At 61.2% G+C, this 12,226-nt stretch carries 12 protein-coding genes; 4 read left to right on the forward strand and 8 right to left on the reverse strand.

Annotated features, from left to right (window positions below; all coding sequences use genetic code 11):
• Positions 1-9: 9 nt before the first annotated feature.
• A complete protein-coding gene (locus SOP97_RS04375; protein ID WP_322948341.1) occupies positions 10-1,197 on the reverse strand; it encodes an acetate kinase in 1,188 nt (395 codons plus the stop codon).
• Complete coding sequence (locus tag SOP97_RS04380) at positions 1,198-1,569, reverse strand: DUF3565 domain-containing protein (RefSeq protein ID WP_322948342.1); 372 nt, start codon at positions 1,567-1,569, stop codon at positions 1,198-1,200.
• Between SOP97_RS04380 and SOP97_RS04385 the strand changes: the two genes are divergently transcribed.
• The 3 genes from SOP97_RS04385 (at position 1,538) to SOP97_RS04395 (ending at position 3,559) form a co-directional block, all read left to right on the forward strand.
• Positions 1,538-2,023 carry an FKBP-type peptidyl-prolyl cis-trans isomerase gene (locus SOP97_RS04385; RefSeq protein WP_322948343.1) on the forward strand — a complete coding sequence of 162 codons (486 nt, stop codon included), beginning with the start codon at positions 1,538-1,540 and terminating at the stop codon, positions 2,021-2,023. The two genes, SOP97_RS04380 and SOP97_RS04385, sit on opposite strands and share 32 nt — an antisense overlap.
• 217 nt (positions 2,024-2,240) lie before the next feature.
• Complete coding sequence (locus tag SOP97_RS04390; protein ID WP_322948344.1) at positions 2,241-2,723, forward strand: glutathione peroxidase; 483 nt, start codon at positions 2,241-2,243, stop codon at positions 2,721-2,723.
• 98 nt (positions 2,724-2,821) lie between these two features.
• A complete protein-coding gene (locus tag SOP97_RS04395; RefSeq protein WP_322948345.1) occupies positions 2,822-3,559 on the forward strand; it encodes a nitroreductase family protein in 738 nt (245 codons plus the stop codon).
• 18 nt (positions 3,560-3,577) lie between these two features.
• On the opposite strand, the gene SOP97_RS04400 is transcribed toward SOP97_RS04395, so the two are convergent.
• Genes SOP97_RS04400 through SOP97_RS04425 form a run of 6 tightly spaced genes read right to left on the reverse strand, consistent with a single transcriptional unit; the run spans position 3,578 to position 10,518 of the window.
• On the reverse strand, positions 3,578-4,909 hold the full coding sequence (locus SOP97_RS04400) for a DUF58 domain-containing protein (protein WP_322948346.1): 1,332 nt from the start codon (positions 4,907-4,909) through the stop codon (positions 3,578-3,580).
• Between the two features lie 25 nt (positions 4,910-4,934).
• Positions 4,935-6,038, reverse strand: a complete 1,104-nt coding sequence (locus tag SOP97_RS04405) for an AAA family ATPase (RefSeq protein ID WP_322948347.1) — start codon at positions 6,036-6,038, stop codon at positions 4,935-4,937.
• A complete protein-coding gene (locus SOP97_RS04410; RefSeq protein WP_322948348.1) occupies positions 6,035-7,264 on the reverse strand; it encodes a DUF4350 domain-containing protein in 1,230 nt (409 codons plus the stop codon). Before SOP97_RS04410 ends, SOP97_RS04405 begins: the two co-directional genes overlap by 4 nt.
• Positions 7,261-8,832 carry a DUF4129 domain-containing protein gene (locus tag SOP97_RS04415; protein WP_322948349.1) on the reverse strand — a complete coding sequence of 524 codons (1,572 nt, stop codon included), beginning with the start codon at positions 8,830-8,832 and terminating at the stop codon, positions 7,261-7,263. Before SOP97_RS04415 ends, SOP97_RS04410 begins: the two co-directional genes overlap by 4 nt.
• The gene (locus SOP97_RS04420) at positions 8,819-9,799 is read right to left on the reverse strand and encodes a stage II sporulation protein M (RefSeq protein ID WP_322948350.1); all 981 of its coding nucleotides are present in this window, start codon (positions 9,797-9,799) and stop codon (positions 8,819-8,821) included. The genes SOP97_RS04415 and SOP97_RS04420 overlap by 14 nt, the downstream gene beginning before the upstream one ends.
• Positions 9,796-10,518 (reverse strand): RDD family protein, encoded by a 723-nt coding sequence (locus SOP97_RS04425; RefSeq protein WP_322948351.1) that lies wholly within the window; start codon positions 10,516-10,518, stop codon positions 9,796-9,798. Before SOP97_RS04425 ends, SOP97_RS04420 begins: the two co-directional genes overlap by 4 nt.
• 229 nt (positions 10,519-10,747) lie before the next feature.
• Here SOP97_RS04425 and sbcB point away from each other — a divergent pair, with 229 nt between their 5' ends.
• Positions 10,748-12,178 (forward strand): exodeoxyribonuclease I, encoded by a 1,431-nt coding sequence (sbcB, locus tag SOP97_RS04430; RefSeq protein WP_274089628.1) that lies wholly within the window; start codon positions 10,748-10,750, stop codon positions 12,176-12,178.
• Positions 12,179-12,226 lie beyond the last annotated feature (48 nt).

Genomic DNA, 12,226 nt, shown 5'->3' on the forward strand with positions numbered 1-12,226 from the left:
GGGGCTCCGTTAGGCGTCGAGTAGTGCCAGTGTATCGAGGGCAATCTGTCGTTCTTCATTGGTCGGTAAGACCAGCACGCGTGGGTGACCCAGGGCCTGGATTGATCCAGCCGCGCCGCGCACGGTGCGGACGTTGGCGTGTTCGTCGAGGGCCAGGTTGAGCAATTTCAGGTGGGCGACGGTCTTGCTGCGAATCAGCGCCGAGTTCTCGCCGATGCCGCCGGTAAAGACCAGGCCGTCGAGTTGCGGCAGGGCGCAGCTCATGGCCGCCAGGGATTTGGCCAGGCGGTAGCAGAACACTTCAATGGCCAGGGTGGCGCCGGCATGGCCCTGTTCGCGGGCCTGTTCCAGGCTGCGCATATCGTTGGATAAACCGGAGAGGCCTAGCAGGCCGCTGTCTTTATTCAGCATCGCTTCGATCTGCTCCAGGCTCCAGCCCAGGGTGCGCGCCAGGTGGCTGTGCAGGTTGGGGTCAACATCGCCGCTACGGGTGCCCATTACCACGCCTTCCAGTGGTGTCAGGCCCATGCTGGTGTCGCGGCTTTGCCCATCGACAATGGCGCAGGTTGAGCAACCGTTGCCCAGGTGCGCGACCAGCCAACTGCTGGCTTGGATCGGTAGCCCACTCATCTGCGCGGCGCGTTGGCTGACAAAACGGTGGCTGGTGCCGTGAAAACCATAGCGGCGTACGCCGTGTTCGCGGTAGAGGTGCTCGGGCAGCGCATAGCGGTAGGCGTGCTCGGGCAGGGTCTGGTGAAACGCCGTGTCGAACACCGCCACCTGAGTCAACTCGGGGAACAGCTTGATCGCCGCTTCGATGCCCAGCAGGTTGGCCGGGTTGTGCAGTGGGGCCAGCGGTGCAGTGGTGCGAATCGCCGCAAGGCTCAACGTATCCAGGCGGCAGGCGGCGGTGAAATGTTCGCCGCCATGCACCACGCGGTGGCCGATGCCGTGCAGTTGGCCGCCCGCTGCGGCCTGTACCAGAGGGAAGACCTGGGTGAGGGCGGCACGGTGATCGGCGTGGGGCAGAATCAGGCTGTCTTTAATGTCGCCCTGTTGCCAGTGGACTTGTGCTTCGGGGCTGCCCAGGCACTCGGCCAGGCCGCTAAGGATAAAGGCATCTTGCGTTTCGTTGATCAGGGCAAACTTGATCGATGAACTGCCGCAGTTGATCACCAGAATATTGCGTGCGGGCATTTACCGCTCCTTGTTCAAATCTTGGTTCGGGCGCTCTGTCATCGCCTCGCGTGCACCACGTTCAGCCGCGCACCAGCCGCACAGGAAAGGTTTGCCCACGTGCGCCTGGCGTTGTTGCGCATCCACTACCCAGGCACGGTTTTGCCAGGGCGGTTGATGGCGCAAGTGCTGGGTATGGCCGCAGGACAATACTGCCAGCCAATCGCCGTGCTCATCCTGACGAAAATCAAGCACGCGCACTAATGCGCTGCATGGCCGTCCGTCTGTGTCCGGTTCGCTTTCAGGCGCGCCCTTCGGTAAACTCGCCCGCTCTTTATTTTCAAGCAAAAGGTCTCGCCCCATGCTGATCGCCGCCAATAAGGCCGTCTCCATCGACTATACCCTGACTAACGATGCCGGTGAGGTGATCGACAGTTCCGCAGGCGGCGCGCCGCTGGCTTATCTGCACGGTGCCGGCAACATCATCGGCGGCCTGGAAAAAGCCCTGCTGGGCAAGCAAGCTGGCGACGAGCTGGACGTTGCAGTCGAGCCGGAAGACGCCTACGGCGAATACAGCGCCGAGCTGGTAGCCACCCTCAACCGTTCGATGTTCGAAGGTGTGGATGAGCTGGAAGTCGGCATGCAGTTCCACGCCTCCGGCCCGGACGGCGGCATGCAAATCGTTACTATCCGTGACCTCGACGGCGATGACGTGATCGTTGATGGCAACCACCCACTGGCCGGTCAGCGCCTGAACTTCAAGGTCAAGATCGTTGAAGTGCGTGATGCCAGCGAAGAAGAAGTTGCCCATGGCCATATCCATGGCGAAGGTGGTCACCAGCACTAAGTTTCAGCCTTATGTCGGCGCTGTAATTCGACTTATGGTCGTATCAATTACCGGCTCGACTGCTAAGCTGAAATTAAACAAAGGCACCTTTGACAGGTGCCTTTTTTATGGCCAGCTGTTTATGGCCAGCACCCTGCAGGCCTTCGCTGGGCGACGTTAAGATGGCTTCAGAGCATTTCGTCTCTCGCGCTAAACCGGTGTTTTAAAGGAGTTAACCATGAGTGCCTTTCACGACCTCAACCTGCGTGCGCTAGATGGCCAAGCGTTGCCGCTGGCACCCTTCAAGGGGCAGGTAGTGTTAGTGGTCAATGTGGCCTCCAAGTGCGGCCTAACACCGCAATACGCAGGGCTAGAACAGCTTTATCAGCAGTACAAGGAGCAAGGCTTCAGCGTGCTGGGCTTGCCGTGTAACCAGTTTGCTGAGCAGGAGCCGGATGATGAAGAGGCGATCCGTGCGTTCTGCAGTCTTAATTACGGCGTCAGCTTCCCCATGGCCAGTAAGCTGGAGGTGAACGGCGCGGATCGCCATCCGTTGTATCGCCTGTTGGCGGGCGAGGGTGCCGAGTTTCCTGGCGATATCACCTGGAACTTCGAGAAGTTTCTGGTCGGGCATGACGGTCGCGTACTGGCGCGTTTTTCGCCGCGCACTACGCCGGATGATCCAAGCCTGATCCAGGCGATCGAAAAGGCCTTGGGCTAACAGGCCATTTGTGCCAAGGCTGCGGACTAAGCTCGCACATGGGTTGTCCGCAGCCATTTAGCACGGCTTAATCGGTCGATCTGCTAAGGACGACCACGATGAGCCTGTTCCCCGTTGACCCTGCCACTGCCCCCGCCAGTCCTGCTGCGCTGCGCGAGCTGATCGAGTGTCGCCGCGCGGTGCGCCGCTTTACTGCTGAGCCGGTGCCCGATGCTGTCGTGCGCGACTGCCTGGAGCTGGCGGTGCTGGCGCCCAACTCCTGCAACCTGCAGCCCTGGAGTTTTCAGGTGATTCGTGATCCGGCGCTTTTGGCCCGTTTGCACCCGGTGTGCATGAGCCAGAATGCGGCCAAGGCGCCGCTGATTATTGCCGTGCTGGCGCGCCCGGACACCTGGAAGCAGGCCTGTCAGAACGTCATCGATTACTGGCCGGAGCCGCAGGTGCCGGAGCGGATTCGTAGTTTCTACAGCAAGACCGCGCCCTTTCAGTACAACCAAGGCCCGTTTGGGCTGCTGGGCTTGTTCAAGCGCCAACTGTTGCGTATAGCCGCTTGGCGCAAGCCACTGATGCGTGCGCCCAACAGCCGTGCGCAGATGCGTATCTGGGCGGTGAAGTCCACGGCACTGGCGGCGCAGAACCTGATGCTGGCCTTTCAGAGCCATGGCTATGCCACCTGTCCCATGGAAGGCTTCGATGAAGTGCGCCTGCGCAAGACTCTGAGCATCCCGCGTGAGGCTTTGCCAATCATGCTGCTGGCGGTAGGCAGACAGGATGAGAAGGGCGTGTACAACCCGCGCTTGCGCTTTCCGCTGGAACAGCACGTGACCTGGCTCTAGTTGAGGCCTGCGTTGCGTCTAGAGCACGCCAGCTTTTTTCCAGGCCAGATAGCTGCTTACTAGTTGTGGCCCCAGTTCACTCGGGCGCGCATCCAACACCGGTACCTTATTGGCAATCAGGCGTTCGTGCAGGCCGGCGCGGGCATTCAGGTAGTCCAGGGTGCCGCAGTAGTCCAGGGCGCTGGAGAGGTCCTGCACCGGAGTGTGGCGCAGGGTATCCAGCACTTCTTCGCGCAGGCTGGCGACCAGCACGCGGTGCTGGCGGCTCAGGCGTTTGACCGCACCGAGCAGCGCCTGATCATCTTCATCGCGCAGATTAGTCACCAGTACCACCAGAGCGCGGCGGCGCTGGCGGCTGAGCAGGTTTTCCACTGCGGCGTTGAAGTCTGCTGGTTGCTGTGTGCTGCGCAGATCGTAGAGCGCATTGAGCAGCACATTTAGTTGCGCCTGACCTTTGACCGGTGAGAGGAAGCGGTTGTGTTCGCCCGCAAAGGTCGACAGGCCTACCGCATCGCCCTGGCGCAGCGCGACATAGCTGAGCAGCAGCGAGGCGTTGAGGGCGTGGTCGAAGTGCGACAGCTCACCATCCTGGCTGCGCATACGCCGGCCGCAATCGAGCAGGAAGACGATCTGCTGGTCGCGCTCATCTTGATATTCGCGGGCAATCGGTGTGCGCTTGCGCGCGGTGGCTTTCCAGTCGATCTGCCGCAGGGTGTCGCCGTCGCGGAATTCGCGCAGTTGGTGAAACTCCTGACCCAGGCCGCGGCGTTGTTGCTGACGCACGCCCAGCTGGCTGAGCCAGTCATCCACAGCCATCAACTGCGCGCCATATAGGCGAGCGAAGTCCGGGTAGACGCGGGTCTCACCCACTACGGGTAGATACCGACGGGCGCACCACAGGCCCATGGGGCTGGGCAGGCTGACCTCGCATTGCGGGAAGTGGAAGTGCCCGCGTTGCAGCGGGCGCACGCGGTAGCTGACCTGGGTCTGTTCGCCGGGATGCAGATCAACCTTGAGCGGCAGGTGCTCGAAGGCCATATCGCCGGGCAGATGGTCGAACACTTCCACCTGCAGCGGGCGGTTGTAACTGTGGTGCAGATTCAGCCGCACTTCACTCCAGCGCCCCAGCGGCAGGTTGCCGGGTAGCTGGCGTTCGATGCGCGGCGAGGGCACCTGGCGCAGGAGCAGGGCGTCGACCAGCGCCAGGCCGAGCAGTACCAACAGCAGGCCCCAGTAAATTGGGGTAAAGCTATGTGGCACGGCGATGGCCAGGGCACTGCAGATGCCTAGGGCAATGCCGAGAACGAATAGGCAGGCCAGCAGCGCCAGCAGCGCGCGTGAGGGTTTCATGCCGTTGCGCCTTGCAATACGTGCTTCATAGGCGCGGTGCCGGAACCTGGTCGAGCAGTTGTTGCAGCACCTGATCCACCGACAGGCCTTCGATATCCAGCTCCGGCGACAGTCGTACGCGGTGGCGCAGTACGGCCAGGGCGCAGCCCTTGATGTCATCCGGCAGCACGAAATCGCCACCGCGCAGCAAGGCACGGGCCCTGCCGCAACGTACCAGAGCAATCGAGGCGCGTGGCCCAGCGCCAATCGCCAGGCCTGGCCAGGTGCGTGTAGCACGGGCGATGCGTACGGCGTAGTCGAGTACCTGCTCGTCAATTGGCAGGTCGCTGGCGATCTTCTGCAGCGCTTGCACATCGCGGGCTTGCAGCAAGGTGCGCAGCGGTGTGACTTCGAGCATGTCGGCTTTGCTGGAGCGCGCTACCTGACGCACCATGTTCAGCTCTTCGCTCTGCTCGGGATAGTCCATGCGCAGCTTGAGCATAAAACGGTCAAGCTCGGCTTCCGGCAGCGGGTAGGTGCCTTCCTGTTCGATCGGGTTTTGCGTGGCCAGCACCATAAACGGCAGCGGTACGTTCAGGGCGCGACCTTCCAGGGTGACCTGGCGCTCCTGCATGACTTCCAGCAGCGCCGCCTGGGTCTTGGCCGGGGCGCGATTGATCTCGTCCGCCAGCAGCAGGTTGGTGAACACCGGGCCTTTACGCAGCTTGAACTGCTCGCTCTGCAGGTCGTACACGGCGTGGCCGGTGACATCGCTGGGCATCAGGTCAGGGGTGAACTGGATGCGCGCGAACTCGCCGCCAAAGCAGCGTGCCAGGGCGCGTACCAATAGGGTCTTGCCGAGCCCCGGAACGCCCTCGATCAGCACATGGCCGCCGGCGATCAGCGCGTTGAGCACGTCATCAATCACCGCCGTTTGGCCGATCAGGGCTTTCTGCAATTCAGCGCGCAGCGCTTGAGCCAACTGGCTGGCGCGTTGACGTTGAGCATTCGGATTGGCTGCAGCGGCTGCTGGGGCTGCTGGGGCCGCTGGCGCGGGTGCCGCAGCCGGTATCTCGGTGACGGGCTCGGTGATTATGGCCGCCGGTTCGATTGCGCTTTCTGGCTGTTCGGGTGTGTGTTCGCTCGTCATAGGGCATTCCTGAGGGTTTGCAGGTTGGCGACCTGGCGGGTGAAGTCGGCGGCGGCCAGGCGTTGCTTGGGCGGCGGCCGCATGGCTTGGCTGATAACGCTAGAAGGCTGGCGTGTCAGGCGGCTGAGGGTTTGCCATTGCTCGGCCACGGCGAGGCGTTCGAAGCCTGGATGACGCTGCCGGGCGCGGCGCTGGATGTCTTGCTGCAAACCGTGCAGCAGGCTGTGCTGGCCGTTGTGGCGCAGCAGGAAGTCGGCGCTGCCGCGCAGGTGTTCCTGCAGCTGTCGGCGATGTCTGCTGGCGGGTAGCTGCAGCGGACCCTGGCGCATGCCCAGGTGCCATAAGCCAAATGCCAGCAGCAGCGCCAGGGCGACCAGCGCGTGTGGAAAGTGCTCAAGCAGCAGGCTGATCAGGTCATCGCGGTCGGCGCGGTAGAGCAGAGTCACCTGGCTGTCTTGGGTCATGTACCAGAGCAGCCAGGCGTTGTCGTAGTCGCCGATGCTTTGGTTTTGCCAAATCCAGCTGTCGCTGACCACGCTGATCAAACCATCGCCATGGTAGAGCTGCAGCAGGTGCGTGGCCGCATCACTGTTGGCCCAGGCGTGGGCGCGGTTTTCGGCGTCGTAGAGGTGGAAGTCTGTGTCGAAGTTGAAATAGGCCGGTGCGTCTTCGTTTTCTAGGTAGAGCTGGGTCAGTTCCGGGTAGGCGTTGTCGTCGTCAGCGGCTGATTGGGCCTCTGCTTCGGCGTCATACTTATCGTCTGCACGGTCTTGCTCAGCTGTGGCGGCGCTGTCCTGGTCGTCGAGGCCGTCACTCTGATACTGCTGAATGCCTAGGCTGTCGAGCAGCAGGTCGCCGCTTTTACCTTCGTCGTCATCCCACAAACGTTCGGCGACGAATAACAGGTGGCCACCTTTGGCGGCCCAGGCCAGCAGACGTTCGGCCTGCTTGGGCGTCATTCGACTGCGGTCACCGAGCAGTAGCAGTGTTTGCCCGGCGCTCGGCAGGTCTTTGAGGGCTTCCAGGCCGTCGGCGCGTTGGACCTGCAGACCCTGCTTGCGCAGAAACTGCTCAGCCGCCAGGTAAGGGTTGGCCTGCGCCTCGGGCGAGGGACCGTGGTCGAGGGTTTCCTGATATGGCGTGAGCATGCCCAGCAGGTAGATGCCCAGCAAACCGAGAGCGAGCAGCAGGCCTGCACCGATGAAAAATGGGATGCGCCGCTTCATGCATGCGCCTCTTGCTCGAACAGTCGTCGCCAGGTGCTACACAGTTCTTGTTTGAGTGCTGCGGGCGGCAGTCGATGGCCATAGGCGAGGTTCTGCCAGTGAAGGGTTAGCGTCTGGCTGAAGTGGCTGAGTTCTTGTTGCCGCAGTGTTTGCACGCGTTGCAGTACTTCGGCTTCGGTGTGCGCACTTTTCAGCGGCAGGCGCTGTTCATGCAGCATGCGGCTGAGTAGGGCGCGGTAGAGCAGGCCGAGGGCTGCGCGTGGCTGTTTATCCCAGAGCCGTTCAACTTCGCCGGGAATGTCGGCTGGCAGGCTCTGCGGCGACACCTCCAGGCCAAACAGTTGTTCCGGCGGCTGGTATTTGTGCGCGCGTGGCACGCGCAGGCGTCCGGCAAAGGCGTTCAGCCAGTCGCGGTAACGCCACAACAGCCAGGCTATCAGGCCAAATAGAGCGGCCCACAACAGCACCTCGAAGAACAGTGCTACAGCCTCGACGCTTTTCCATAATTGGGTGAGCGTGAGGAACCCTTTCAGCAGTTCGCCCAGCGCCTTGGAGTCTGTTTCGCTGGGCGCCTCAGACTCTTCGCCGAAGCGCCAGCGGGTGACGGTTTCACGGTGTTCGAAGGGTGGTTGCTCGAGCAGTTGGCTGATGCTCTGCTGGGCCTCCGCGCTGGTCAGAGGTTGCTTGAGCAGGCGTTCGGCCGTTGGCCCCATGGGGTCTTCAATCGGCAATGGGCAGTTGCTGGCGGCCGCCATGGCACTGTTCGGTACTTGCAGCAATAGCAGGCTAAAACCCAGTAGCAGGGCGTAGGCCACGCCAGTCAGACGTTGGCGTAACTGGCGGAACACCAGCTCAATGTCCCAGGCTTCAAGGGCGGTACGCCGGTTCAGGTAGAGGGTAAAACCGCAGGCGACGTAAATAGGCTCCCAGAGAATCAGCAGCAGGACGTAGATCAGATTGGACAGGTGCTCCAGCCACAGCCATTCGCCGGCGGCAGCATTGATCAAGCTTTCCCAGCTCCAGTTCAGCTCAATCTGGGCCGGTAGAAGCAGGTAGAACAGGCTGATCATGCCGAACCACAGCGCCATTTCCAGGTGCATGCCGACAATCGTCAGCCAGCTCGCGCCGCCTGCATCACGCTGGCCAAGGGCAATTAAGCGTCGATTGCGCTCTTTGCCAGTCAGGCCTTCAAGCTGCATGACCGGCATGTCGAAGCTGCGTGTGAGGCTTAACCGGCGCCATGTCAGGCTCGCCAGTAACTGTGGTTTGAGCAGGCCAGGCAGGGCCTTCAGGGCTTGCGTGAGGCTCGGTGTTGCACCAAACAACGCATGCGAAAGGATATACAGCGGCAGGCGCTCATAGGCGGGTTTGAGCCACCAGAAAATCAACAGGGCAATGCTTGGGTAATCCCAGAGTAATACGCACAGCAGGGCGAAAATTGGCAGGGTGACCAGGGCCCAGCTGAGCATCAGCAGGCCAGCATGCTGCTTGGCCAGCAGCACGCCGAGGTCGATGGCTTCCCAGGCGCTGCGTGGGCGAATCACCACGCTGGCATCAGTCAGGCGCATGCACACCTCGGCCAGCCAGCAGTAGGTAAGCCAGAACCAGCAGCCAGAGCGCGCCGCCAACTGCGTATTTAACGCTGTGGCTGGCCAGGCTCATGGATGACCAGTAGGCCTCGATAAAAGCGGCCAGCAGTAGAAACACAATCACCCCGCCGACCAACCGCACACTGCTGCCGGCGGCTACCCGCAAGGCTTCGCCGCGGGGCAGGCGGCCGGGTACCAGCAGCGCCCAGCCGAGTTTCAGGCCGGCCGCACCGGCTAGGGCAATGGCAGTCAGCTCGAAGGCGCCATGGCCGACGACGAAGGACCAGAAGGTTTCGCCATAGCCGATCTGCGTCAGGTGGCCGGCCACTGCGCCAATCATCAGGCCGTTGAACAGCAGGAAGAACAGGCTACCGAGGCCAAACAGGAGGCCGCTGGCAAAGGTCTGAAAGGCGATGCCGATGTTGTTCATGATGTAGTAGCCGAACATCATCCAGTCATCGCCGGAGTCGCGCTCACTAAAGCGGCCGATGCGCCGGGCATCGGGGTCGTACATCTTTTCCATCTCGGCGACTTGGTCGGGCGGCATCACGCCGTAAACCAGATCGGGGAAGTGGTACACCAGCGTGCCCATCAGCAGCAGGCTACCGAAGAACAGCAGGCTGGCCGCGACGACAAAGCGCCATTCAGCCCTGACCAAGCGTGGAAAGCCGGCGAGGATAAAACCGAGCAACTGGCCACCCAGTGGGCTGCGGTGGCGATAGAACTGCTGGTGACCGCGCATGGCCAAAAGTTGTAATTGTTCGATCAGGTGGCTGCTGTAACCCCTGGTCTGCGCGAGGGCGAGGTGTTGGCACAGACGTCGATAAGCCGCGGCAAAGCCTTTGCACTGCTGGCTGTCTGCTTTGCCGCGTTCAAGCGCTGTGAGCAGTGCGTTAAATGCCTGCCACTCGGCCTGGTGCTGGTTTTCAAACAGGCTCTGCTTCATGTCGGGCCTAAAAGGCCACGGGCAATGCCGTGGATCTGTTGTTCAGCCTGCTCGGCGGGCACTTGCAAGGGCTCGGCAAGCAGGCCCGCGAGCTCCTGGCGGCGCGCGCTGGAGAGGCCCTGTGCACGTTCTGTAAAGCTGAGCAGGGCGCGTTGTTCAGCCAGGCTCATGCTGAATGGCGCACGCAGCGGTTCGGCTTGCGGTCGTTGCGGGGCAGTAGGCGGCTCATCGCGATAAACCACCAGTGTGCCGGCAGCGATATCGCCCAAGCGTTTAAAGGCCGGATGATTGAGGCAGCTCAGAATGCCCAAGGTGTAGCCGAAGGGCAAAATGTCGACGAAGCGCAGGAGGTTACGGGTCAACGAAGCGGCCCAGCCAACGGGCGTGCCATCATCATGAATCACCCGCAGGCCCATCAATTGTTTGCCGGGTGAGCGGCCCTGGTTGAGCACTTCAAACAGCACCATGTACCACCAGGTCACGAGAAACAGCAGGATGGTACCCAGGCCCATACCGAATTGGCCGAGCAGCGCCAGGGCTGCAAATAACACGCCGAGCAGTGCGCCGCGAATCAGCAGGTCGATGCTGAACGCCAGCGCACGCGGTACCAAGCCCGCCGGCCGCAAAATCAGGTCGATGCCTTCCGGCGTTTCCACTTTATAGCGGGTATCCAGCAGCGGGCGGTCGGTAACTGAATCAGGGGTTGGCGTGAGCGACATCGGCAGACTGCATCGAGGAAAGCCCGATGCTAGCCAGCAGCAAGCAGCGGCGCAACCGGCGCGTCACAAGAGTTGGCGGGGAAGGGCTATTTATCAGCAATAACGGGTTTTTACGCGACTTAAATGCAGCCCGTGCGCCTGCCACAGGTGGCTGGCGCACGGGCTGCGCTTGTCTGCGCGTTAGCAGCAGGGTGCTAGACTGCCGGCGCCTCAGCATTAGGACGTTACTGTGACTTCTAGCCTCTTTTGGTACGACTACGAAACCACGGGCATTGACCCGCGCCGCGACCGGCCATTGCAGTTGGCGGGGATTCGTACCGATGAAAACCTGAATGAAATTGATCAGCCGCTGAATATCTACTGCCAGCCCAGTGACGACATTCTGCCGCACCCTGCCGCCTGCTTGGTCACCGGGATTACTCCGGGCAAGTTAGCCGAGCATGGCCTGGATGAAGCCGAGTTTATGAGCCGTGTGCATGCTGAGCTGTCGCAGCCCGGCACGTGCGGCGTGGGCTACAACAGCCTGCGCTTTGACGACGAAGTCACGCGCTACAGCCTGTATCGTAACTTCTATGACCCCTATGCCCGTGAGTGGCAGGGCGGTAATAGCCGTTGGGACCTTATTGACCTGGTGCGTACCGCCTATGCATTGCGTCCGGAGGGTATCGTTTGGCCGCAAGAGGATGGGCGGGTGACCCTCAAACTCGAGCGTCTGACGGCTGCAAACGGCATTGCGCATGGCCAGGCCCATGACGCGTTATCCGATGTGCGGGCGACTATCGCCCTGGCGCGGTTGCTGCGTAGCAAGCAGCCGAAGTTGTATGACTATCTCTATCAATTGCGCATTAAACAACGGGTGCAGGATCAGATACGCCTATTGCAGCCGTTGGTACATATATCCGGCCGTTATGCCGGCGCGCGGCATTATCTGGCAGTGGTGCTGCCTTTGGCCTGGCATCCACGTAATCGCAATGCGCTAATCGTCTGTGATTTGCAGGCGGATATTGCGCCGCTACTCAATGAGAACGCTGAGACATTACGCACGCGTCTTTACACCCGCCGTGATCAATTGGCTGAGGGTGAGCTGCCGGTGCCGCTTAAGTTGCTGCATATCAACCGTTGCCCGGTTGTTGCGCCGATGAACGTATTACGTGCGCAGGATATTCAACGCCTGCAACTCGACATTCCGGCCTATCAGGCACAGGCCGAACAATTACAGGCTAAGTCTGCTCTTTGGCAGGAAAAACTGCTGCAGGTGTATGCCGAAGAGCAATTCGCACCTAATCAAGACCCGGAACAACAGTTGTACGATGGTTTTATCGGTGACCGTGACCGGCGTTTGTGCGAGCAGGTACGCCGTGCTGATCCGCAACGTTTGGGGGAGGCAGTTTGGCCCTTTGATGATGCGCGATTACCCGAGTTGCTGTTTCGTTACCGGGCGCGCAACTTTGCCGCGACCCTGAGCACTGAGGAACAGCAGCGCTGGCGAACCTTCTGTCAGCAACGCCTGAGCCACCCTGAATATGGTGCACCGAATACCCTTGAGCAGTTCGAACAGGCCTTGGCGCAGGTGTTTGCAGATGCTAATGCTGAGCAACAAGCGGTGTTACTGGAATGGCGCGCGTATGCCGAGCGGCTGCGCCAGCAATATGCCTTGTAATATGGTTGATTGTTAAAAATAGCGACCACAAAAAAACGCCAGCATTGC

Origin of the sequence: Pseudomonas spirodelae, from assembly GCF_034653255.1 — a bacterium.
Classification (GTDB): Bacteria; Pseudomonadota; Gammaproteobacteria; order Pseudomonadales; family Pseudomonadaceae; genus Aquipseudomonas; species Aquipseudomonas spirodelae.